The sequence below is a fragment of the Microbacterium amylolyticum genome (assembly GCF_011046975.1).
In the GTDB taxonomy this organism is placed as follows: Bacteria; Actinomycetota; Actinomycetes; order Actinomycetales; family Microbacteriaceae; genus Microbacterium; species Microbacterium amylolyticum.
Genome location: NZ_CP049253.1, coordinates 724,778 through 746,478 on the forward strand (window position 1 = coordinate 724,778; position 21,701 = coordinate 746,478).

At 64.6% G+C, this 21,701-nt stretch carries 19 protein-coding genes and 3 riboswitches; of the genes, 12 read left to right on the forward strand and 7 right to left on the reverse strand.

What is annotated here, in order from left to right; genetic code table 11:
* Positions 1 to 37 precede the first annotated feature (37 nt).
* From gcvH to G6N81_RS12675, 4 genes are all read right to left on the reverse strand, one after another.
* On the reverse strand, positions 38 to 418 hold the full coding sequence (gene gcvH / locus G6N81_RS03635; RefSeq protein ID WP_165133203.1) for a glycine cleavage system protein GcvH: 381 nt from the start codon (positions 416 to 418) through the stop codon (positions 38 to 40).
* Positions 415 to 1,587, reverse strand: a complete 1,173-nt coding sequence (gene gcvT, locus G6N81_RS03640; protein WP_165133206.1) for a glycine cleavage system aminomethyltransferase GcvT — start codon at positions 1,585 to 1,587, stop codon at positions 415 to 417. Before gcvT ends, gcvH begins: the two co-directional genes overlap by 4 nt.
* A gap of 41 nt (positions 1,588 to 1,628) precedes the next feature.
* Positions 1,629 to 1,719, reverse strand: a riboswitch (glycine riboswitch).
* Positions 1,720 to 1,812: riboswitch (glycine riboswitch) on the reverse strand.
* Positions 1,813 to 1,850: 38 nt separating this feature from the next.
* Positions 1,851 to 2,231, reverse strand: a complete 381-nt coding sequence (locus G6N81_RS12670) for a TIM-barrel domain-containing protein (RefSeq protein WP_241245054.1) — start codon at positions 2,229 to 2,231, stop codon at positions 1,851 to 1,853.
* Entirely contained in the window at positions 2,228 to 2,686 is a 459-nt protein-coding gene (locus G6N81_RS12675; protein ID WP_241245055.1) for a TIM-barrel domain-containing protein, read from the reverse strand. Before G6N81_RS12675 ends, G6N81_RS12670 begins: the two co-directional genes overlap by 4 nt.
* A 350-nt stretch (positions 2,687 to 3,036) precedes the next feature.
* Between G6N81_RS12675 and G6N81_RS03650 the strand changes: the two genes are divergently transcribed.
* The 3 genes from G6N81_RS03650 to G6N81_RS03660 are packed head-to-tail and all read left to right on the forward strand — an operon-like array spanning position 3,037 to position 5,588.
* The gene (locus G6N81_RS03650; protein WP_165133209.1) at positions 3,037 to 4,005 is read left to right on the forward strand and encodes a methionine ABC transporter ATP-binding protein; all 969 of its coding nucleotides are present in this window, start codon (positions 3,037 to 3,039) and stop codon (positions 4,003 to 4,005) included.
* Positions 4,002 to 4,751: a methionine ABC transporter permease gene (locus tag G6N81_RS03655; protein WP_165133212.1), complete on the forward strand. Its 750-nt coding sequence runs from the start codon at positions 4,002 to 4,004 to the stop codon at positions 4,749 to 4,751. The genes G6N81_RS03650 and G6N81_RS03655 overlap by 4 nt, the downstream gene beginning before the upstream one ends.
* 33 nt (positions 4,752 to 4,784) lie before the next feature.
* Positions 4,785 to 5,588 (forward strand): MetQ/NlpA family ABC transporter substrate-binding protein, encoded by an 804-nt coding sequence (locus G6N81_RS03660; protein WP_165133215.1) that lies wholly within the window; start codon positions 4,785 to 4,787, stop codon positions 5,586 to 5,588.
* 46 nt (positions 5,589 to 5,634) lie between these two features.
* Here G6N81_RS03660 and thiD read toward each other — a convergent pair whose 3' ends face one another.
* Positions 5,635 to 7,758 carry a bifunctional hydroxymethylpyrimidine kinase/phosphomethylpyrimidine kinase gene (gene thiD / locus G6N81_RS03665; RefSeq protein WP_165133218.1) on the reverse strand — a complete coding sequence of 708 codons (2,124 nt, stop codon included), beginning with the start codon at positions 7,756 to 7,758 and terminating at the stop codon, positions 5,635 to 5,637.
* 47 nt (positions 7,759 to 7,805) lie between these two features.
* Positions 7,806 to 7,900: riboswitch (TPP riboswitch) on the reverse strand.
* A gap of 118 nt (positions 7,901 to 8,018) precedes the next feature.
* Here thiD and nadA point away from each other — a divergent pair.
* From nadA to G6N81_RS03690, 5 genes are read left to right on the forward strand one after another with little or no spacing between them, the layout of a single operon-like run.
* Entirely contained in the window at positions 8,019 to 9,332 is a 1,314-nt protein-coding gene (gene nadA, locus G6N81_RS03670; protein WP_165133221.1) for a quinolinate synthase NadA, read from the forward strand.
* Positions 9,329 to 10,816 (forward strand): L-aspartate oxidase, encoded by a 1,488-nt coding sequence (gene nadB, locus G6N81_RS03675; RefSeq protein WP_165133224.1) that lies wholly within the window; start codon positions 9,329 to 9,331, stop codon positions 10,814 to 10,816. The genes nadA and nadB overlap by 4 nt, the downstream gene beginning before the upstream one ends.
* Entirely contained in the window at positions 10,816 to 11,676 is an 861-nt protein-coding gene (gene nadC / locus G6N81_RS03680) for a carboxylating nicotinate-nucleotide diphosphorylase (protein ID WP_165133227.1), read from the forward strand. Before nadB ends, nadC begins: the two co-directional genes overlap by 1 nt.
* Positions 11,660 to 12,787, forward strand: a complete 1,128-nt coding sequence (locus tag G6N81_RS03685) for a cysteine desulfurase family protein (protein ID WP_165133230.1) — start codon at positions 11,660 to 11,662, stop codon at positions 12,785 to 12,787. Before nadC ends, G6N81_RS03685 begins: the two co-directional genes overlap by 17 nt.
* Positions 12,788 to 12,847: 60 nt before the next feature.
* Positions 12,848 to 13,498 (forward strand): NUDIX hydrolase, encoded by a 651-nt coding sequence (locus G6N81_RS03690; protein ID WP_241245104.1) that lies wholly within the window; start codon positions 12,848 to 12,850, stop codon positions 13,496 to 13,498.
* On the opposite strand, the gene G6N81_RS03695 is transcribed toward G6N81_RS03690, so the two are convergent.
* Entirely contained in the window at positions 13,499 to 15,361 is a 1,863-nt protein-coding gene (locus tag G6N81_RS03695) for an ABC transporter ATP-binding protein (protein WP_165133233.1), read from the reverse strand.
* 185 nt (positions 15,362 to 15,546) lie between these two features.
* On the opposite strand from G6N81_RS03695, the gene G6N81_RS03700 reads away from it, so the two are divergent.
* Together G6N81_RS03700 and G6N81_RS03705 are read left to right on the forward strand one after the other, a co-directional pair.
* Positions 15,547 to 17,040, forward strand: a complete 1,494-nt coding sequence (locus G6N81_RS03700) for an MDR family MFS transporter (RefSeq protein WP_378731338.1) — start codon at positions 15,547 to 15,549, stop codon at positions 17,038 to 17,040.
* A 177-nt stretch (positions 17,041 to 17,217) separates the two neighbouring features.
* The gene (locus G6N81_RS03705) at positions 17,218 to 17,466 is read left to right on the forward strand and encodes a hypothetical protein (protein WP_165133236.1); all 249 of its coding nucleotides are present in this window, start codon (positions 17,218 to 17,220) and stop codon (positions 17,464 to 17,466) included.
* Here the strand turns inward: G6N81_RS03705 and G6N81_RS03710 are convergent.
* Positions 17,382 to 18,449: a pseudouridine synthase gene (locus G6N81_RS03710; RefSeq protein WP_241245056.1), complete on the reverse strand. Its 1,068-nt coding sequence runs from the start codon at positions 18,447 to 18,449 to the stop codon at positions 17,382 to 17,384. The two genes, G6N81_RS03705 and G6N81_RS03710, sit on opposite strands and share 85 nt — an antisense overlap.
* 173 nt (positions 18,450 to 18,622) lie before the next feature.
* Between G6N81_RS03710 and G6N81_RS03715 the strand changes: the two genes are divergently transcribed.
* Together G6N81_RS03715 and G6N81_RS03720 are read left to right on the forward strand one after the other, a co-directional pair.
* A complete protein-coding gene (locus G6N81_RS03715; RefSeq protein ID WP_206527896.1) occupies positions 18,623 to 20,458 on the forward strand; it encodes an ABC transporter permease in 1,836 nt (611 codons plus the stop codon).
* A 55-nt stretch (positions 20,459 to 20,513) separates the two neighbouring features.
* A complete protein-coding gene (locus G6N81_RS03720) occupies positions 20,514 to 21,677 on the forward strand; it encodes an ABC transporter substrate-binding protein (RefSeq protein WP_165133239.1) in 1,164 nt (387 codons plus the stop codon).
* Positions 21,678 to 21,701 lie beyond the last annotated feature (24 nt).

The window sequence follows — 21,701 nt, forward strand, 5'->3', positions numbered from 1 at the left end:
GCGGACGGACCGATGTGGCGCTCTGCGAAATCGACGCTCACGCGGGCTGCCCCGTCAGCGCGATGTATGCGGCGCGGTCGAGGAGCCCGTCCGCGTGGGCCGAAACCCGCACGCGCACCAGCCACCCGGCGCCGAAGGCGTCGGCGTTGACGGTCGACGGGTCAGCATCGACATCGGCATTGATCTCGAGGACCTCCCCCGTCACCGGTGCGTAGAGCTCCGAGACGGACTTGGTTGATTCGATCTCGCCGAAGACCTGGCCGGCCGTGATGGTGGTGCCGACGGCGGGCAGGTCCACGTAGACGACGTCCCCGAGCTGATCGGCGGCGTGATCGGTGATGCCAATCGTGACAGTGTCGCCATCAGTGGCAATCCACTCGTGCTCGGCGGTGTAAGTGAGTGCGGTGAGGTCGGTCATCGTGCGCTCCGGCGGTAGAAGGGGAGGGTGGTAATTCGTGCGGGGACGGGTGTTCCTCGCACATCGATTGCGAGGTCTTCGGCGTCGGCGGCATCCGCGTCGATGTATGCCATGGCGATGGGATGGCCGAGGGTCGGGCTGAGGGCTCCGGATGTGACCACGCCGACGGGCTGGTCGTCGCGGAGGACCGCGTAACCGGAACGTCCGGCGCGACGACCGTCCGTGACGAGTCCGACGAGAATGCGCGCATCGGGACGAGCTGCCTGAGCCTGCTCGCCGACGAAACCGGCCTTACCCGCGGGAATCACCCGCTCGAGACCGGCCTGCCACGGAGCGGTGTCACGCGTCAGCTCGCTGCCGTAGAGCGGCATGCCTGCCTCGAGTCGGAGGGTGTCGCGCGCGGCGAGCCCTGCGGGAACGAGGCCATGCGGCGCACCAGCGGCGAGCGCTGCTCGCCACAGCTCAACGGCCTTTCCTGCGGGAACGAGCATCTCGAATCCATCCTCGCCCGTGTAGCCCGTGCGAGCGAGGACGAGGGGCGCATCATGGAAAGTGGCCGGGCACCACGCATAGTTCTTCAGAGCATCGAGATCGTCGATCGCGCCGATCCCGTCAATCAGCGGAAGAATCGCGTGCGCCGCCGGGCCTTGGAGGGCGATCAGCGCGAATGAGTCCGAAACATCTTCGATCGTGATGCCGGGCGTACCGGAGGTGAACGCAAACGATCCGTTATCGTCCACGAGATCGGTCGTGCGTCGAAACGCGAAGGGGTTGACGCGCTCCTGTAGCTCGCGAGCGACGATGTCGCGGTTGCCGGCGTTCGCGACGATGAGAAATCGATCGTCGTCCATGCGATACACGATGAGATCGTCGATGATCCCGCCGGTGGCGTCCAGGATCATCGTGTACTTCGCACGGCCACCCGCAACCGAGGAAATCCGCCCCGCCAGCGCGTAGTCGAGAAAGTCCGCCGCTTCCGGTCCGGTGACGAGAATCTCGCCCATGTGCGAAACGTCGAAAAGGCCGGCCGCCTGGCGAACTGCGTGATGTTCCGCGAGGTCGGATGTGTAGCGAACGGGCATCCGCCACCCGCCGAAGTCGGTGAGAGCCGCGCCGAGCGCGATGTGCTCACTGGTCAGCGGCGTTTCTCGGAGGTTCGGTGGTGTCACGGGAGTTCTCCTGTCGTTGCCCCCTCGGATGAGGTGACGAGAACTCCCCCTCTGTCATGAGCCTGAGAGTTTCGACGCGATGTGCGTCTTTCACCGTCGGCGGCAGCACTGGCTGCGCTTTTCAGAGTTGCCCTGTCCGTCGCGGTAGCGGTACCTGAGAGATTGGCGGGGAGGCTTGCTCCTTCGGTGGCCGAGTGGTGCTCGGCGCTCTCCCGCGCGGGTCATGGGGCGCGTGTGCAGTTGTGACGTCAACGATACAGGCGTCAGGACGGGATCGGTATGCGAGCGCCGTCACGCGTGAACAGCGGAATCACCTCGAGCGGCGCGTCAACGACGATCGTCTGGGGGAAGTCGTGAAACAGGCCCCGCATCACGGGCTGACCGTCTTCGTGAGCGCTCCGCATGACTTCTCTGACGTCGTCGCGCATCTGTTCGCGGAGGTGCACGTACGTCGAGAGGATCTCGTACACCTCGTCGCCGTAGCTCCACAGTTCGTTCGGTCCGCCGGAGCGGAGCCGCGGGGTGCCGTCCGCCGCGGTGATGTCTTCGTACGGCAATCGGTCTCCGTGCAACCGCATCACGGGGCTGAGCGCCCCCAATTGGAACCAGCGCACAAGAAGCTCGCGAAACTCGGGGTCGTTCACGTTGCCCCGTGAAACCCCCCAATGTCGGTGGTGAACCACGCGATCCCGGCAACTCCCATGTGGATTCCAGCGGTGATCTGTCGTGCAAAGTCGGACCACGTTGACGAGATATCCCCTGACCACGCGAGTGCGCCGTAGCGCTGACTTCCCGCCCATGCGGAGCGGACGAGGTTGACGATCGGCCCCTGAAAACTCATCTGCACATCGAGCCCGCGATCAGAGCGAACAAGCATGTTGTTGGCGCGAAGGGAGGAGAAGTTCTCCGACTCGACGGAGATCTGCGGCCAGATCGACACCATGAGCTCTACGCCGAGCTCGCATCTGTTCACCTCGTAGCCGACGATCTCGTGGTGTCCGGACGCCGTGCTCAGCTCGACGCGAATGTCCCCGTTGGACAGCGATGCGCCATCCTCTCGGATGACGATGCCGACGCCGTCGATGGACTTTTGCGTCATCGCGTAATCCCCTTCGGACGCGCATGTGATGGTGGGTTCATCGGGACGTTGAACCGGTTCGATCGAACCCAAAGCACACGGATTTCGCCTCCGCATGCCCCGTCCACCCACTCCGCGCAGAGATGACGTCGTCTTTCCCCGAAGGTGACAGCGTGATCCGCGAGTGCGTACGATTCAGAGCGGTGAGTGAAGACACCCCGACCGGGGCGATCACGGTCGTGAGCACCGCGCCTCCGTGTTCACGCTTCCCTGCTGAGAACTGTTCGGACAATATCGCGTCGTCACGCACCCGCACAACCCTGATGTTCCTCACCGCCACCGCAACCTGACTCACGAACGATTGCCCGGTTATGATCACCGCTTCCCATCTCATCAAGGCGTACGGCGAAACACGCGCTCTCGACGATGTCTCCCTCGACGTCGCTGAGGGAGACATCTTCGGCGTTGTCGGCACATCGGGCGCGGGGAAATCCACTCTGATTCGCACAATCAATGGTCTGGAATCCCCCGATTCTGGCACCGTCGACGTTGCGGGGACGCGCATCACAAACCTCTCCGGCGACGAACTTCGCGCAGCACGACACGGCATCGGCATGATCTTCCAGCACTTCAACCTGCTGTCGCGCCGCACCGTTGCCGGGAACGTTTCGCTGGCTCTGGAAGCCGTCGGGATGAACAAGGCGCGGCGAAACACCCGAATCCGCGAGATCCTCGATCTCGTGGGCCTCGCCGACCGGGCAGATCACTATCCCGCTCAGCTGTCGGGCGGACAGAAGCAGCGCGTGGGGATCGCCAGGGCGCTCGCGACGAACCCCCGGGTTCTCCTCAGCGATGAGGCAACGAGCGCTCTCGATCCGGAAACAACCGCGCAAATTCTCGGCCTCCTTAAACAGCTCAACCGCGAACTGGGCCTCACCATTCTCCTCATCACCCACGAGATGGACGTCGTCAAACAGATCTGCACATCGGCAGCGCTCATGCAGCATGGCCGCATCGTCGAGGGCGGGCGACTGCGGGACATTCTCCTGCGCCCGGGCTCCCTCATCGCGCGGCAGCTGTTTCCCCTCGGAGAGGCACCGAGGTCGCCCGGCACCACCGTGCTCGACTTGACGTTCACGGAGCTGACCGCGCAAGACCCCGTCATCGCGCGCCTCGCCCGCGAACAGGGGCTCGACGTTGGTCTGCTCGGAGCGGCAATCGAGACGATCGATGGCGAACAGACGGGACGCACACGCCTGGCTCTTCCGTCCGGTGCCAATGTGGATGCTGCCGTCGCCTCGCTACAACACCAAGGAATCGTCGTGGAGGTCGTCGCATGATCGACACATCGAGCCCGGACTTCTGGCCGACGCTTCTGGCGAATCTCTGGAAGGCGACGTACGAGACGCTCTACATGGTGGGTGTGACGATGATCGTCACGTTCATCGTCGGCCTCGCGCTTGGCGTTCTTCTCGTCACAACCGATCGCGGTGGCGTACTGCAGGCGCCGTTCGGACGGCGCGGACTCGGCCGGGGAATCAATGTTGCGCTCACGATCGTCGTCAACCTCACGCGATCGATTCCCTTCCTCATCCTGATGATCGCGCTGATCCCCTTCACGCGATTGCTCCTCGGCAGCGCATTCAGCACGACAGCGGCCATCGTCCCGCTGTCGATATGCGCGATTCCGTTCTTCGCCCGGCTCGCGGAGATCTCACTGCGCGAGGTCGACCCCGGCAAGGTGGAGGCCGCGGAGGCGCTCGGATCAACGCGCTGGGCGATTGTGTCGAAGGTGCTCATCGCCGAGGCGCTTCCCGGCATGATCCGCGGATTCGCCACGACAGTGGTCTCGATCATCAACTTCTCCGCGATCACCGGCACGATCGGCGCGGGAGGACTCGGCGATCTCGCTGTTCGCTACGGGTATCAGCGCTACAGCACGGAATACATCATCTGCGTCATCGTCGTTCTCGTTGTTCTGGTGCAGGCACTCCAGTCATTCGGTGAGTGGCTCGCGAAACGCCTCGACAGAGGTCGCAGCGCAGACCGCCCGGCCCCCGCTTCCGCCCGGCAGCCCGCCAGCTGACCCGCACTTTCACAGCACCCGAAAGGACACACCATGTCTCGCTTTACGCGCCCCACCATCGGTTTCGCCGCCGCCGCGGCCCTCTCGCTCACACTCGCTGGATGTGCCGGCGGTGAGGGCGACGATGAGAACACCCTCTCGGTCGGTGCCACTGCGATGCCCGCCGCTGAGCTGCTGCGTTTCGTCGCGGATGAGCTGGCGCCGGACGCCGGACTCACGATCAACATCCAGGAGTACAGCGACTACAACACGCCCAACCCGGCGCTGTCCGACGGAACGAACGACGCCAACCTGTTCCAGCACGAACCGTTCCTGCTGATGTACAACGACAACGCGGACGACGACCTCACGGCGGTCGGCCCTGTCTACCTCCCGCCGCTGGCCCTGTACTCGCAGACCGTAGATTCGATCGACGACCTGCCGGACGGAGCGAGTATCGCGCTGCCGAACGACCCGTCGAACGAGTCCCGCGCACTGCTGCTGCTCGCGGATGCTGGTCTGATCGAGGTGAACGACAACCCCTCGACGGTGTCGGACATCACGGCCAACCCCCGCAACTTCCGCTTCGACGAGGTTGAGGCGGCCAGCCTGCCGCAGGCACTGCAGGAGAAGGACGCCTCGATCGTGAACTTCAGCTTTGCCGCTCCCGCGGGTCTCTCCAGCGAGCTGCAGATCTTGACGGAGGGTCTCGACAGCCGCTACTTCAACGTTCTGGCCACGCGGGCCGAGCTCGCTGACGACCCGCGCATCGAAACGCTGTATGAGCTGCTGACGTCCGAAGAAGCAGCCGCCTGGCTCGAGGAGGCATACGACGGCCTGGTGATTCCGGCCGAGTAAGCCACACGGCAATGGGCGCGTCCTTCGGGGCGCGCCCATTGCCGTCCTATCGCGAGACTAAGACGCGCGGGCGCTGGGCGAAAAAGTCCTTCTCGAGCTCGGACGAGCGCGTAAACGCGGACATCATCCTCGCGAGCCCCGCATCGGACTCACGCCGCGCCGCACGTCGTGCCACCTCGATCGCCTGCTGTGTGGCACGGGTGAATGCCGGGTCGCCGTACGTCGCGAGCCAGTCAGCGTATGGGTGTCCCTCAGAGGAGGCCGCGGCAAGCCTCCTGCCGAGATCGTCGTAGATCCAAAAGCACGGAAGAACAGCGGCGACAAGCAGCGCGTAGTCGGACGCCTCTGCCGCATCACGCAGGTGCCGGAGATACGCGGCGGTTTCGGCAGATTCCTCTGCGCGGGCATCAGCGCCTCGTGAGCGGTGAAGCTCCATCTCTGCGACCAGACAGCCCTCAGCGGAAGCGGCCCAGAAGTCGCGTTCCTCGCGGGTGGGGGCCAGATCTGCCGCGCTCCGCAAAACCCGTGCATACGCCTGGAGGTAGAGCGCGTCCTGCTGCAAATAGTGGTCAAAGCGTTCGGCGGGGAGCGTTCCCTGGGCGAGTTGACGAACGAAGTCTCCGGCATCGATATCGGCGCGAATCTGGGCGATCTGCTCCCACCAGAAATCGGGCTCGGCGGCGAGGCGTGGCGGACGCGCGCCCGTGCGGATCGCGTGCGCATGATCGAGCGGCCCGTGCCCGCCGGGGCCGCCGACCGCGAGCGTGTCCGCCGCGGTGATCGCTCCGCGCAACCAGTCCCGCGCGAGCCGCGTCGACCATGCCCAATCACCGGTGCGAGCCTGAAGTGATGCCAGCGCGGATGACAACGAGCATCCCGTTCCGTGGGTGTTCTCGGTGACGATCCGGGGGCCATCCATCTGAATGATCGGCCCGTCCGTCCCCACGAGGGCGTCGGGGCAGGCGCTTCCGCGCAGATGCCCGCCCTTAGCCAGAACCAGAACGGCGTGCCGCGCGGCAAGCGCCCTCGCCTGCGTCAGAGCCTCGTCCCATGTTTGTGCGACGTCTCCGCCCGTGAGTGCCGCCAGCTCGACCAGATTCGGGGTGACGACATCGGCGCGATCAATCAGGGCGAAGAGCGCGCGTTCCGATTCGTCATCAAGAAGCCGGTCGCCGCTTGTTGCCACCATGACCGGGTCGAGAACAACGGCCGGTATGGTGCCGAGCCCGTCGAGCCAGGTCGTCACCGTCTGGATCACATCGGCTGTTCCGAGCATGCCGATTTTGATGGCATCGATCGTCACATCGCTCGCGATCGCATCGAGCTGTGCGCGAAGAAATGACAGCGGGGGCACGTGCACTCCGCTGACGCCCTGGGTGTTCTGTGCTGTGAGCGCCGTGATAGCGGCCATGCCGTATCCACCCGTCGCCTGAATCGTCTTGAGGTCGGCTTGGATACCGGCGCCTCCCGACGGATCAGAGCCGGCGATCGCGAGGATGTTGGGAACGGGCGCCGAAACGCGGCTCCATTCTCGTCGGAGCTCGCGCGCCGCGCCCGCAGGGTCGTCCGCCAGGCAGATTGCGCGAACGACAGCGACTCCGTCTGCTCCGGCAGCATAGGCGTCAGCGGCATCGCCGGGGCCGAGCCCACCAATCGCCACACAGGGAAGCCCTCCGGCGCTGGCAATCGCACGTGCGAGCCCGTCCCAGCCGAGGGGAACGGGGTGATCGCGCTTTGTCGGAGTCGCACGCACGGCTCCGGTTCCGAGGTAGTCGACGGTTCCGGGAGGCAATGCCCGCACGCGGTCGAGGTTCTCGGGTGTGCTGGCGCTCAGGCCGATGATCGCGTCGGGCCCGACAATCTGCCGCGCCGAGACCGGGGGGACGTCGCTCTGTCCGATGTGGACGCCATGGACGTCGGCACCGGCAGCTCGGGCTGCGAGGTACACGTCGATGCGGTCGTTCACGACCAGCGTGGCGCGCCCCGCGTTCGCCTCGGCGCAGGCGATGACGACCTCGAGGAGCCGCGTTGCCCCGACGTCTTTGCCGCGCACCTGCACGATTGTCGCGCCGCCGTCAACAGCAGCACGCACGACATCAGCCGCGTCGCGGTGATCCAGCGTAGCGAGGTCCGCGACGAGATAGGTGCTCAGGTCGACGGGACGCCTCATGAGGCGTCCCCGCTCCGGTTTTTCGCGGTCTTTCGCCCTGTGGCGTTGTGCATTGCCATCGACATCCCTCCGCTCGCGTCAACGAGATCAGGTTCATCGGGTGTGTTCTCAGTCCCCGGCGGGGACACCCCGTGTCATCTCGACGACCCTATCGGAACCGTGAGTTTCGCCCCGCATTTGCCCTTATGGTCAGATGCACCTAACCTGACCTCGCACCCTTCGCGTCATTTTGACCAATACTCGCGAAACCGAGGAAGAACATGGCCGCACAGCAGATCACCCTTCAGGAGCGCCCGTCTGGCGCGTCCGTTGACGAACAGATCCGCCTCATCGCGGCCGGCGGAGCGGGCGATACCTGCTCGTCCGATCTTGCCGATGCGCCATGGTCCTTCGATCAGGTTCCGGGATACGGGCCGGGATCATCGATGGGTGACGTCATTCCCGCTGGCGCTCCTCGGCAGGGTGAGCTTCCCGTTCGCTACCGGACAGCGTCCGACGAGGAGCTCACGGAGCGAATTGTCGCTGCGAAGCAGACGCTCGGAGACCGCGTTGTCATCCTCGGCCACTTTTATCAGCGGGACGAGGTGGTGCAGCACGCCGACTACGTCGGCGACTCGTTCCAGCTCGCTCAGGCCGCAAAGGCACACCCCGAGGCCGAGGCGATCGTGTTCTGCGGCGTCCACTTCATGGCAGAAACCGCTGACCTCCTCTCCGGACCCACGCAAAAGGTCATCCTCCCGAACCTGGCCGCGGGCTGTTCCATGGCGGACATGGCGGATATCGATCAGGTCGAAGACTGCTGGGAGCAGCTCGCCGACGTTCTCGGGGATCTCGATACGCCGGACGAGGATGGTCTGCTCCCGGTGATCCCTGTCACCTATATGAATTCCTCGGCGGCCATCAAGGGCTTTGTCGGCCGTCACGGCGGAATCGTGTGCACATCGTCGAACGCGCGCACCGTTCTCGACTGGGCGTTTCAGCGTGGTCGCCGGGTGCTGTTCTTTCCCGACCAGCATCTGGGACGCAACACGGCAAAGGCGATGGGGGTTTCCCTCGATCAGATGCCGATGTGGAATCCGAACCGACCGCTCGGAGGCTCAAGCGCCGAGGAGATCGCGGAGGGGCGCGTGATCCTCTGGCACGGCTTCTGCTCCGTTCACCGCCGGTTCACGGTTGACCAAATCGACAAGGCTCGCGCTGAGCACCCGGGCGTCCGCGTGATCGTCCACCCCGAGTCCCCGATGGCGGTTGTCGACGCGGCAGACGAATCGGGATCGACCGACGTCATTCGTCGGGCGATCGAGGGCGCGACCGAGCCGACGACATTCGCGATTGGCACCGAAATCAACTTGGTTCAGCGCCTCGCTGCGCAGAACCCGCAGCACGAGATCTTCTGCCTCGACCCCGTCGTCTGCCCCTGCTCGACGATGTACCGCATCCACCCGGGCTATCTCGCCTGGGTACTGGAGGGTCTCGTGGACGGAACGGTTCAGAACCAGATCGAGGTCCCCGACGCGGTCGCCGACCCGGCTCGCGTCGCGCTCGAACGGATGCTTGAAGCGAAGCCGTCATGACCCACGTTCTCGTGGTCGGTTCGGGGGTCGCGGGACTGACAGCCGCTCTGCACGCCCGGGCTGCGGGAGCGAACGTCACCGTTGTCACGAAAAGGCGGGCGGATGACGCGGCCACATCCTCCGCACAGGGAGGAATCGCTGGTGTTGTTTTTCCCGGCGACACGCACGAATCTCACGAGCGCGATACGCTCCGCGCAGCCTCTGGAATCGCCGATGAGGCTGCTGTGTCGCTTCTTGTCCGAGACGGAACGGACCGGATTGCCGAGCTGATCGACAGGGGTGTCGCCTTCGATCGCTCCCCCTCCGGAGAACTCGCGGGAGGCCTCGAAGGCGCGCATTCCTTCGCACGGATCCTGCACGCAGGAGGAGACGCAACGGGACGCGAGATTCAGCGCGCTCTGCTGGCCGCGACCCGGGCCGAATCCATCACCATTCGAGAGAACCTCACCCTCGTCGACCTCGTCATCGTGAACGGGGTAACGACGGGAGCCGATGTGATGAGCGCGGCAGGTGTCGTCACGCGGATCAGCGCGGACGCGGTCGTTCTGGCCACGGGCGGAGCCGGCCAAGCGTATGCGCACACAACGAACCCCTCCGTTGCCACGGGCGACGGAATCGCCGCCGCCATCCGCGCCGGCGCCGCGGTTCGCGATATGGAGTTCGTTCAGTTTCACCCCACAACGCTCGCCGACGGTGGGACGTTCCTCGTCTCTGAGGCGGTGAGGGGCGAGGGCGCGGTTCTCATCGACGAGTCCGGCCGGCGTTTTACCGCCGATGCCCATCCCGACGCCGAACTCGCGCCACGCGACGTTGTCGCGAGAGCGATCGCTGAGGCGGAAGCTTCCCAGGACGGCCGCCCCGTGTTGCTCGATGCGACGGCGCTCGGCTCAGAGTTCCTCGCTCGACGTTTTCCCACGATCGACCGCGCCGTGCGCGAGCGCGGCCTGGACTGGGGGCGTCATCCGATCGCCGTGCGGCCCGCCGCTCACTATCTGATGGGCGGCGTCGAGGCGGATCTTCGTGGACGCACGAGCGTCGAGCGCCTTTTTGCTGCCGGAGAGGTCGCCCGCACCGGAGTGCACGGCGCCAACCGGCTGGCCTCGAACTCGCTTCTCGAGGGGGCCGTGTTCGGGGCGATCGCTGGCCGAACTGCCGCGGCGGTCGCACCGAACCGCTCACGGCGATCCCGGCCCATCTCCCGGACCGTTCCTGCGCGCCGTCACGCGGCGTTCGATCGGGGCAAACTCCAACAACTCATGTGGGAGTCAGCGGGGCTCGTGCGCAGCGGCGAGCGACTCGGAGCAGCCAGCAGGACGATCGACGCCTGGCTGCACGATGTTCCCGAACCGGTGTCCCCACGAGAGGTCGAGGATCGCAACCTGCTCATCGTTTCCCGCGCTATCGTCCATGCGGCCATCGTGCGTCGCGACTCCGTCGGAGCGCACGTAAGGTCAGACACCGAACGCTCCTTGGAGGCCGCCTGATGCTCACCGTACGTCAGATCGACGGTGTGGTCGCCGCCGCGCTCGATGAGGACGCCCCCTGGGGAGATCTCACCAGCGAATCTCTCATCCCGGCCGACGCCACTGCCCGAGCTCTTCTTGTTGCGCGCGAGGGCGGGGTGCTCTCGGGCATAGACCTGTTTGCCGCGGCGTTCCGACTGACCGACCCGCGCATCACGGTAGAGACGCACGCGCAGGATGGCGACATGTTCGGCGAAGGAGCGCAGCTGGCAACCGTCACCGGACCGGCTCGCGGCATTCTCACGGCCGAGCGCGTCGGGCTCAATCTCACTCAGCGCATGACGGGGATCGCCACGCTGACGAATCGCTATGTGCGTGCCGTTGTCGACACGCGTGCCCGTATTGCAGATACGCGAAAGACCACGCCGGGGCTGCGCGCTCTCGAACGGCACGCCGTTCGCTCCGGCGGCGGAAGCAACCATCGCTTCTCCCTCTCGGACGCTGTCATGGCGAAGGACAATCACCTGGCGCTCTTAATGCGGGGGGCAGAAGGATCGCTCACCGATGCGCTCCGCAATGTCCGCGCGCGACTGCCGCACACGGCGCATCTCGAGGTGGAGGTTGACCGCGTCGATCAGATCGAGGCCGTCGTCGCCGCCGGCGTCGACACGATCATGCTCGATAACTTCTCGGTCGATGATCTTCGTACCGGTGTTGCCATCGTGGATGGTCGTGCCGTCGTCGAAGCATCGGGAGGGGTTTCGCTCGACACCGTTGGCGATATCGCGCGAACGGGTGTCGATGTGATCTCCGTCGGCGCGCTGACGCACTCCGCGCGGGCTCTCGACCTCGGCCTGGACATCGATGCTGTACCTCGATAACGCCGCCACGGCGCCCGTGCGTCGCGAGGTACTCGAGGCGATGACGCCTTTTCTGACGAGCGAGTTCGGCAATCCCTCCAGTAGCCATCAGATCGGAGAACGTGCGGCGGCGGCCCTCGCGGACGCCAGGCGGCGCGTCGCCCACGTGCTGGGTGTCCGCACGAATGATGTGATCTTCACCTCCGGCGGCACGGAGGCGAACAACCTCGGCATCAAGGGCATCGCTATCGCGGCGGGGCTAGAAAGCGGCGCTCGGCACATCATCACGGCCCCGATCGAGCACTCTTCCGTTCTCGCCTCGGTCGACTACCTCAGCCGTGTTCATGGCGCCGAGGTGACCTTCCTCCCCGTGGATCTGAACGGCCGGATCGATGAGACCAGCCTGGCGTCCGCGCTGCGCGATGACACAGCCGTTGTTGCCATCGGTCACGCAAACAACGAGGTTGGAACCGTGCAGCCGATCGCGGAGATATGGGAGATCTGCCGAAAGGCGCGCGTCCCCCTGCACATCGATGCCGTTCAGGGCATCGGGTGGTGCCCCGTTCCTCGCGGGGACGCGATCGCTGTTTCCGGTCATAAGATCGGCGCACCAAAGGGAACGGGCGCCGTCGCGATTCGAGCGGGGATTCCTCTCGAACCGCTGCTGCACGGCGGCGGGCAGGAACGCGGGCGACGATCAGGAACGGAGTCCGTCGCCGGAGCCGTCGGCCTCGCGACCGCCCTCGAACTCGCCGAGACGGAACGGGCGGAGGCCGCGCCGCGACTTTCCGCCATCCGCGACCGGTTCATTACCGACGTTCTGCGGCAGGTGCCGGGAGCCCGTCTGACGGGTCACCCCAGGGACCGACTGCCGCACGTTGCCAGCTTCACAATCGACGGTGTCAACGGCGAAACGCTCCTCCTCGATCTTGAACAGCGCGGCATCACGGCCTCCAGCGGATCCGCGTGCTCCGCGCGCAACACCGAGCCCTCCCACGTGCTCCTGGCTCTGGGCATGGACGAATCGACTGCTCGCACCGCGCTGCGCTTTTCGCTTCCGCGAACGCTGCGCGCCGACCTCACTCCCGTTGCGACGGCACTCAGCGAAGCGGTTTCCTCCCATCGCCTCTGACGAACGAAAATGTAGGCTCGAAGAGTGCACACACCGCTGAATCACGACATACGCATTGCTGTGTCAACGGTGATCTTCTCGTTGCGTGCGCGCACAGAGGGGGATTCTCTGATGATTCCCCTCGTCAAGCGCACACGAGATCCCCATGACGGAATGTGGGCGCTTCCCGGTGGGTGGCTCCGCGAGGATGAGGGTTTGGAAGACGCCGCAAGCCGCACCCTCGCCGAAACAACGGCCCTGGCACCAACGTGGCTCGAGCAGCTCTATGCGTTCGGCGACGTGGAGCGCGCGCCGACCCGTGTTGTGTCGATCGTGTACTGGGCTCTGCTCCGCAGCGATCACGTCGAGGCACAGCGCGCCGCCGACGGTGCGCCAGACAATGTCGAGTGGTTCGACGTCGATGACCTCCCGGCCCTGGCGTTTGATCACAACGCGATCGTGGAGTACGCCGTGTGGCGACTGCGCAACAAGGTCGGCTATAGCCGGATCGCTGCTGGCCTGCTGCCCGATGAGTTCACCCTGGCGGAGCTCCGCTCCGTGTACGAAACCGTTCTCGGCAGCCGCCTCGACCCGTCGAATTTTCGCCGGCTTCTGGAGGGCTCAGAAGCGCTCGTTCCCACAGACAGCTTTCGCACGGGCAATCATCGACCCGCCCAGCTGTTCCGGTACAACGCGGGCCCCGATCTGTCGACCAGGGGGCCGATCGCCTAATCAGCGATCGAGGTTTCTCGTCGCTGCCCTTTGCTCCGCGGCGAGCGCGGCGTAGAGACCGCCTCGCCCGAGGAGTTCATCGTGGGTTCCGGATTCCACGATCCGCCCCTCTTCAACAACGTGGATGATATCTGCGTCGATCACGGTCGAGAGGCGATGGGCCACCGTGACGGTCGTCCGTCCTCGTGCCGCGGAATCGATCGCCTCCTGCACCACCCTCTCGCTGACGGTGTCCAGGGCGCTCGTTGCCTCGTCGAGAAGAAGAACGGGTGGATCTTTGAGCAGCACCCGCGCGATGGCGATGCGTTGTTTCTCACCGCCGGACAACCGATAACCACGCTCGCCGACGATCGTGTCATAGCCGTCATCAAAGCTCTCGACGACGTGATGAATGTTCGCCCTTCGGCAGGCGGTCTCGATCTCGTCGTCCGTTGCGTCAGGCTTGGCGTAGCGCAGATTGTCGCGTATCGACGCGTGAAAGAGATACGTCTCCTGGCTGACAATGCCGACGTGGTCGATAATCGATCGAGCTTCGAGGTCACGAACATCGGTTCCCGCAAACAGAACCGAGCCTTCCGACACCTCGTACATCCGGGGCGTGAGGTAAAGAATCGTTGTCTTTCCGGCGCCGGACGGGCCGACGAAGGCGACGTGTTGCCCGGGCTCCGCAACGAATGACACCCCGTCGAGTGTCGGCCGACCGTCGGGCCCGGCGTCAGGATAACGAAACCGCACATCGCGAAACTCGATTCGGCCCAGATCCTCCCCCGCTTCATCGACCTGCTTCGCATCCGGACGATCGACGATGGCGGGGCTCAGATCGAGGTAGTCGAAGATGCGGGCGAACAGCGCAGACGATGTCTGCACCTCCAGCGCAACGCGCATCAGGCTCGTCAGCGGCATCATCAGGCGCGCCTGAACGGTGGTGAACGCCACGATCGTTCCAGCCGTCATGGCGCCGAATCCTCCTGTAATCAGGAGACCCGCTGCGAGATAGATCACCGCAGGAACGGACGACATCAGCACCTGCACAACGGCGAAGAACCCTTGTCCACTCATGGTCTGGCGTACTTGCAAGCGAATCTGCTTCGCGTTCTCCGCCGCGTAGCGCCCTGATTCTGCTGCCTGCGTATTAAACGACTTCGACAGGAGGATGCCGGACACGCTCAGCGTCTCCTGGGTGATCGCCGTTAGCTCGGAGAGCGACTGTTGCGTCTGCGAGGCGATCCGCGCCCTCACCTGACCGACGCGTCGCTGGATCATGATCAGAGGCGGCATCACCACAAGCGCGATGAGTGTCAGCCGCCAGTCGATCAGGGCCATCGCGATAATCGAGGCGATCACCGTTACGGTGTTGCCGAGGATCGACGTGATCGTGCTCGTGAGAACGCCGGAGACACCGCCAACATCGTTCTGCAACCGGGACTGGATGATTCCGGTCTTCGTTCGTGTGAAGAACCCGAGTTCCATCCCTTGAAGGTGCTCGAACATGCGGATACGCAAATCGCCGGTGACGCGGTTGCCGACGCTCGAGGTAAACCAGGTCTGGACGACGCTGACGACGGCGCTCAGAACGTACAAACCGATCATCACGCCGACGAGAGTGCTCAGCAGGCCCAGTTGGACGACACCATCCGCAGGAAACAGTGCGTCGTCGAACAGGCGTTGGATGATCAGCGCGGGAACGACGCCAAGTGCTGCGCCGACGACGACGAGCAGAGCGGTGACGGCGATTCGTGCGCGGTACGGGGAGAAAAGAGCGATCACGCGCCGCCCGAGATGTGGCACCTTGGGCGCCTGCGCATTGATTCGGCGTTGCGCCTGTTCATCCACGGGGCGCATCCCGCGGCCTCCTCCACTCATCGATCCTCCATGCTCACGACACGAGCTTAGGACGCGGAAGCCAACACGGGGATTTCCCGTGAATCCGTCATGAGCCAGGAATATTTTGCCCGAGAGCGCGGTTAACCTGGATCGTCTGCCCGCGAGAGGAGCTCTGTGCCTCTGGCCCGGGGCAGTCAGGCTTCTTCCGTACCGGAGTACCGCTCGTGACAACCTCTTCTCGCGCCGTGCGCGCCCAGCCCGCGAACAACGGCACGATTGATCCCGCTGGAATGCGGGTCATCTGGCTGCTCCTCGTTGCGGCGTTCGTCGCCATTCTCAATGAGACCACGATGGCCATCGCCATCCCCGAGCTGAACACCGCACTCGGAATTCCCCCGGAGCAGGGGCAGTGGCTGACGAGCGCCTTTATGCTCACGATGGCTGTCGTCATTCCGACGACGGGCTTCCTCCTGCAGCGATTCACGACACGCCAGGTCTTCCTCGCCGCCATCATCACGTTCGCGGCCGGAACCGCAGTGTGCCTTGTGGCCTTCGGCCCGCAGGCGTTCGCGATGCTTCTCACCGGACGGGTGATCCAGGCGGCGGGTACCGGCATCATGATGCCCCTGCTCATGACGACGATGATGAATGTCGTCCCCGCTCACTCACGCGGCCGCATGATGGGCCGCGTGGGCATGGTGATCTCGCTCGCGCCCGCACTGGGCCCGACGATGTCCGGGATCATTCTGGACTCGCTCGGATGGCGCTGGTTGTTCGGCATCGTTCTCCCTATCGCCGTTGTGGCGATGGCGGCTGGTGCGAAGTGGATGACGAATCTCGGCGAGACCACAAAGGCGCCGATCGATGTTGTGTCGGTTCTGCTGTCTGTCGTCGCTTTCGGCGGAATCGTCTATGGCCTGAGCCAGTTCGGTGGCCACGGGGCAGACGGTGGCGCTGCCGGTGCCACGCCGTTCGTCATCATCGCCGTCGGTGCCGTTTTCCTCGCGCTCTTCGTGTGGCGACAGATCGAGCTGAAGCGATCATCGCAGCCCCTGCTCGATCTGGGAGTCTTCCAGTCTCGCAACTTCGTCATCTCGATCAGCATCATGGTGATCGTCTCGCTGTCGATGTTCGGCACCTTTGCCCTTCTGCCGCAGTACCTGCAGAACGTTGCGGGCCTTGGCGCCACGCAATCCGGCCTGATTCTGCTCCCCGGCTCGGTCTTAATGGGCCTCCTCGGCCCCGTCATGGGCCGTATTTACGACGCGCACGGCCCGCGTGTGTTGCTGGTTCCCGGCTCGATCATGATCGCCTCGGCGCTGTTCTTCTACTCCACCGTCGACATCGGCACACCGGTGTGGATGCTCGTCACCGCGCAGGCCGTGATGTCGGTGGGACTGGCCAGCTCCTTCACCCCGCTGTTCTCGGCGTCGCTGGGTTCGCTCCCTCGTCCGCTGTATTCACACGGTTCAGCGGCGCTGAACACCCTGCAGCAGGTGGCGGGCGCGGCAGGAACCGCCCTGCTCATTTCGGTGTACTCAACGTTCCTGTATGCCGGAGAAGCCCAGGGCTTGTCCGTTGCGGAGGCCGGAGCTCCCGGGGCTCGTTCGGCGTTCCTCATCGCGGCGTTTATCTCCCTCGGTTCCGTCGCCTTGGCGTTCTTCGTGGTGAAACCGGACGGAACTGAGGAGGCTGAGCAGGCATCTGCCGGCCACTGACCTTCTGAATGCACAAGCGCCCGCCGATCTTGGCGGGCGCTTGTGCATTCAGAAGCATTGACAGCCACTGCGGCAAATATGATACGTTTCAGATTCGGAAAGCGCTTGCCTCGGCACGTGTGGTGACGGCAGAGAAGCCGCATCCCATCCGACAGCACAACGGATCACTGGAGACCCATGAGCGAGAAGACGACGGCTCCCGTCGGCTGGGCCGTGCGCGCACAAGGTGCATGCGAGTGGGTCACGTGGGTCCTCGCGTCGCCCGAAGAGCAGGAATGGGAGGTCGGCGAACGGCTGACCGGCATCCACCTGGAACAGGCTCAGTACGGGCTTGCGGCGATTCAGATCCTCGCGCTCATCGGTGACGAGCTTCCGGAGGAGCTGCGGGGCGACGCGGCGGCAGGATCCAGAGTCATCCGGGTGTGAAAGGTGCGAGTGGTCCCGGTGAACGGATCATCAAACTCGAGGCGCTCGGCGAGCAGCTGAAGCGTTGACGAGAAGTCGTACGGGTCGGGGTTGATGTCGCGCGGGTAGACCGGGTCGCCGAAGATGGGCAATCCGAGTCCGTTCATGTGCACTCGGAGCTGGTGGGTTTTCCCCGTGTGAGGCGACAACTCGAATTCCCCGACCCACCGGCCCTGATAGGGAAAAGTGCGCGCGAGCCGGATGGTTGTGTGCGTGTTTGGTGCGCCGTCGATTTCGCGCACAGCGCGGTCTCCGGAGATCTTTTGGAGAAGCGTTCGACGCTCGCGGGGCTCACCGGATTCGAGTCCCAGCGGCAGCGGATCTCCTGGTCGCCACCCTTCGGGGAGGTTCGCGAGTGCGCGATACGACTTTGTGATCCCGCGTTGTTGGAAAAGCACCTGATACGCACCTCGCGTCGAGGTGCGTCGCGAGACGGCCAACAGGCCGCCGGTAACTCTGTCCAGACGATGGATGGCGACCAGATCGTCTTCACCACGCTCAACCCTCAGTCGTGTGACAACGCACTCGCGCACGAAAGCGCCGTTGGGCGTCGATGCCAGAAAGTGCGGTTTGTCGACGATCAGCAGGTCGTCGTCCTCGTGCACGATCGAGATCTCGAACGGAACCCGAGCTTCCGGCGGCGTCGGCTTATGGAAGACGTAGAAACCACCGGGAATGACCGCGTCGTCCAGTGATGCACGCCGACCGTTCTGATCGGTTAGCTCGCCGGGGCCCGTGAAGTAATCGAGGTGGAGGTCTTCGGCGTCAAGCACCTCCTCGTGGGCGGTCGCGGCGGGGATCACCGAATCGCGCAACCACTCGCGGATGGAGGCAGGAACAGGCAGATCCTGGGCATCATGCGTCTGCGTTCCGCCCGGGGCGCGCAGGCGCGTCGCCGTGATCCCGTCGCGCGGGGCGAGGATCCTCTTTCCGAAACGTGCCACGTTCACAGGAGCATAGCCACTCCTGCTCGAAGAAGCGTGAGGGTTCCCGCCTTGGCCCCGCCCCCGTGTGTGGAGCGTTCCACACGGGTTCACCTGCGGGCCACCGAGAAGATCCTCGCCATTCGCCACACCTTTCTAGCGTCGACACCATCGACCCGATGAGAGGAGGCGCAATGCTCACCGATGTGGAGCGTTCCACGCCGCAGATGGCCCCGGAACGGAAGACGATGTCGTGGCGTCATCGCACGATGATCTCGCTCCGACACCCGGCGACCATTCTCGGCGCGATACTCATCGCTATCTTTGGCTACCTCATTGTCGCGCCCGTTGTCTCGATGCTACTCGGCGCTTTCCAGGTGGGGTTCGGGGATGACACGCGCATCGGTCAGTCCGCCGGGTCCCTCACCACGTATTACATCGAGCGGGTGTTCACGTCGGGTGTATCCGACATCATCTTTTATGAGCCGCTGCGCAACACCGTCGTGCTGTCGCTCGCCGCGATCGTCACCTCTCTTGCTCTCGGCGTCCCGGTCGCGTGGCTTCTCGCGCGCACCGATCTGCCCGGACGTCGCTGGTTCTCCACGGCGCTCATCGTTCCTTACATGCTGCCGGCGTGGACATTCGCCCTCGCGTGGACGACGATCTTCAAGAATCGTCGTATCGGCGGCGCGCCCGGCTGGCTCGAGACCCTCGGTTTCACGCCTCCCGATTGGATCGCATACGGCCCCCTGCCGATCCTCGTCATCTTCACGATGCACTTCATTCCTTTCGTGATCCTGCTGGTCACGAACGCGATGAAAAACCTGCCGGACGACTTGACCGAGGCCGGCCAGGTCCTGGGAGTACCGGCCGCGATCCGGATACGTCGCATCGTTTTGCCGCTCCTGACGCCCGCCATCTTGTCGGCATCAACCCTGATTTTCGCCAAGGCTCTCGGAGAGTTCGGCGTTGCATATGTGCTGGGAACCCCCGCGAACTTCTCGGTTCTTTCCACAACGCTCTACCAGAGCATCCAGACCCAGCAACCGGGCGTTGCTGCCGTGATCGCAGCCGTGATGGTCGCGCTCGGCGCGCTGTCTGTGTACGTCGATGTGCGATTCCTCCGCGAGATGAAGCGCTTCGCGACCGTCTCCGGCCGCGGTCTCCGTGGCCAGGCACAGCGGCTCGGCCGGCGCAAGTGGGTGGCGTTCAGCGGAGTTGTTGCCTTGTTCACCACCTCGGTTGTTCTTCCCCTCGGCGTTCTCGTCCTCTCCACCGTCATGCGCATCCCCGGCCGATTCGAGTGGTCGAATTTCACTCTCGATTACTGGCTCGGCCAGAACCTTCCCACCGTCGGGTTCTCCGAGGGGATTCTCGTCAACCCCAAGACCTGGGAAGCGGCGTGGAACACCATCTGGATGGTGGGCGTTGCCGCGGTCGCTGCGGGTGTGCTCGGAATGCTCGTGGGATACGTGGTCTCCCGCGCCCCGGCGCGGTGGGTCGGGACGACGCTGCGATCCGTGACGTTCATGCCGTATCTCGTCCCTGGTATCGCGTTCGCGGTGGCGTGTTTGTCGCTGTTTGCCGTGCAACGTGGACCGATCCCGGCGCTCTACGGCACCGCAATCTTGCTTGTCATTGTGATGATCGCCGACGAAATGCCCTTTGCATCGCGCGCCGGGACAAGCGCCATGATGCAGCTCGGTCGGGACCCCGAAGAAGCCGCGCAGACGCTCGGCGCCGGATGGTTTACCCGCATGCGCCTGATCGTGTTTCCGATTCAGCGCAATGCCCTGGCCAGCGCCATCCTGCTCCCTTTCGTCTCGGGAGTTCAGGGGCTCAGCCTCGTCATCATCCTCGCCACCCCCGGAACACAACTGCTGACAACCCTCTCGATGACGCTCGTCGATAACGGGTACACGCACGCCGCAAACGGTGTCGTCGTGCTCATCTGCGTTATCGCGCTGCTCGGCACCTGGCTGGCCCGCACGCTGTTCCGCGCGGACCTGTCCTCCGGCATCGGGTCCTGATCCTCCCTCTTTTCACCGATTCATCACCGCTTCATCACCGCTAGGAGTACACGATATGAACCGTTACGCACGCCGCACCGCCAGCGGGGCCGCTGCTCTGCTGGGCATCTCGCTCGTCGCCACTTCCTGCGCCGGCCAGGCGCCGGCGGGAACGGCCGCAGATGACACCTCCGACGTCTTCTCGTCCGATCTCACGCTCGATGAGCTCATCGAGCGTGCGCAGCAGGAAGGCCCGATCACGATCTACGACGGCACGTCCAAGGTCGAGGCAATGGCAGAGGCGTTTTCGGAACAGTACGGCATCGACGCCACGGGGGTGAAGGCCGACGCAGCCGAGGTGATCGAAAAGACGACGCGCGAGGCGCAGTCCGGAAACATCGTCGCCGACGTCGTTGCCCTGAGCGACCTGCCCGCGCTCAAGAGCCAGCTTCTGCCGAGCGGCTTCGTCACAACGTGGGTGCCGTCGGACCTCGAAGACAGCATCGACGAGAGCATGCGCGAGCCGCTGGTTCTCATCACCGACCCGTCGTTCTTCACCTACAACAGCGAGGTGTATGACACCTGCCCCGTCGACAACGTGTGGCAGCTGACGGAGCCGGAATGGAGCGGCGCCTTCGCGATCGATGACCCGGTTGGGTCCAACGCGACGCTGGACTGGTTCAGCCAGATCGCCCAGTTCGGAGACGACGAACTGCGCGCCGCGTACGAGGAAGCGTTCGGTGAGGAGCTCACGACGACACACGACTCCGCAGCGGCCGAGTGGATCTCACGTCTGGCAGCAAACGAGCCCATCATCACGAAGTCGAGCGAAGAAGCATCCGAGGCCGTCGGCGCACTCGGGCAGACTCAGCCGCCCATGGGACTGATGTCCAGCGCGAAGTACCGCAACATCGACGAAAAGGGCTACGCCCTCGCAGTGTGCGACGGGCTGTCGCCCTGGACCGGACGCGCGGCGCCGAAGGGAATTGCCATCGCAACGGGCACCGCCAGCCCGCACGCCGCCATGCTCTTCGTCCACTACGCGCTGACACAGGAGGGAATTGAGCCGCAGATCTCGGACGGCAAGATCTCCTCCAACCGTGACGTCATCCAGCCGGAAGACCCCGCGAACACGGCCGATCACCTCGAGACGCTGTTCCACTTCAACAATGCCGGTCTCGACACCGACTGGGCGGACCGCGAAGTGTGGCAGGACCTGTGGCGCACATCGGCGCGATGATCCCCGCAGGAGCCACGAACGAGA

What these genes read in the sequence shown, in the direction of transcription:
- gcvH (WP_165133203.1), bottom strand. Translation starts at nt 418, where the DNA reads ATGACCGACCTCACCGCACTCACTTACACCGCCGAGCACGAGTGGATT.
- G6N81_RS12675 (WP_241245055.1), bottom strand. Translation starts at nt 2,686, where the DNA reads ATGACGCAAAAGTCCATCGACGGCGTCGGCATCGTCATCCGAGAGGAT.
- G6N81_RS03650 (WP_165133209.1), top strand. Translation starts at nt 3,037, where the DNA reads ATGATCACCGCTTCCCATCTCATCAAGGCGTACGGCGAAACACGCGCT.
- G6N81_RS03655 (WP_165133212.1), top strand. Translation starts at nt 4,002, where the DNA reads ATGATCGACACATCGAGCCCGGACTTCTGGCCGACGCTTCTGGCGAAT.
- G6N81_RS03660 (WP_165133215.1), top strand. Translation starts at nt 4,785, where the DNA reads ATGTCTCGCTTTACGCGCCCCACCATCGGTTTCGCCGCCGCCGCGGCC.
- thiD (WP_165133218.1), bottom strand. Translation starts at nt 7,758, where the DNA reads ATGAGGCGTCCCGTCGACCTGAGCACCTATCTCGTCGCGGACCTCGCT.
- nadA (WP_165133221.1), top strand. Translation starts at nt 8,019, where the DNA reads ATGGCCGCACAGCAGATCACCCTTCAGGAGCGCCCGTCTGGCGCGTCC.
- nadB (WP_165133224.1), top strand. Translation starts at nt 9,329, where the DNA reads ATGACCCACGTTCTCGTGGTCGGTTCGGGGGTCGCGGGACTGACAGCC.
- nadC (WP_165133227.1), top strand. Translation starts at nt 10,816, where the DNA reads ATGCTCACCGTACGTCAGATCGACGGTGTGGTCGCCGCCGCGCTCGAT.
- G6N81_RS03685 (WP_165133230.1), top strand. Translation starts at nt 11,660, where the DNA reads ATGCTGTACCTCGATAACGCCGCCACGGCGCCCGTGCGTCGCGAGGTA.
- G6N81_RS03695 (WP_165133233.1), bottom strand. Translation starts at nt 15,361, where the DNA reads ATGAGTGGAGGAGGCCGCGGGATGCGCCCCGTGGATGAACAGGCGCAA.
- G6N81_RS03705 (WP_165133236.1), top strand. Translation starts at nt 17,218, where the DNA reads ATGAGCGAGAAGACGACGGCTCCCGTCGGCTGGGCCGTGCGCGCACAA.
- G6N81_RS03715 (WP_206527896.1), top strand. Translation starts at nt 18,623, where the DNA reads ATGCTCACCGATGTGGAGCGTTCCACGCCGCAGATGGCCCCGGAACGG.
- G6N81_RS03720 (WP_165133239.1), top strand. Translation starts at nt 20,514, where the DNA reads ATGAACCGTTACGCACGCCGCACCGCCAGCGGGGCCGCTGCTCTGCTG.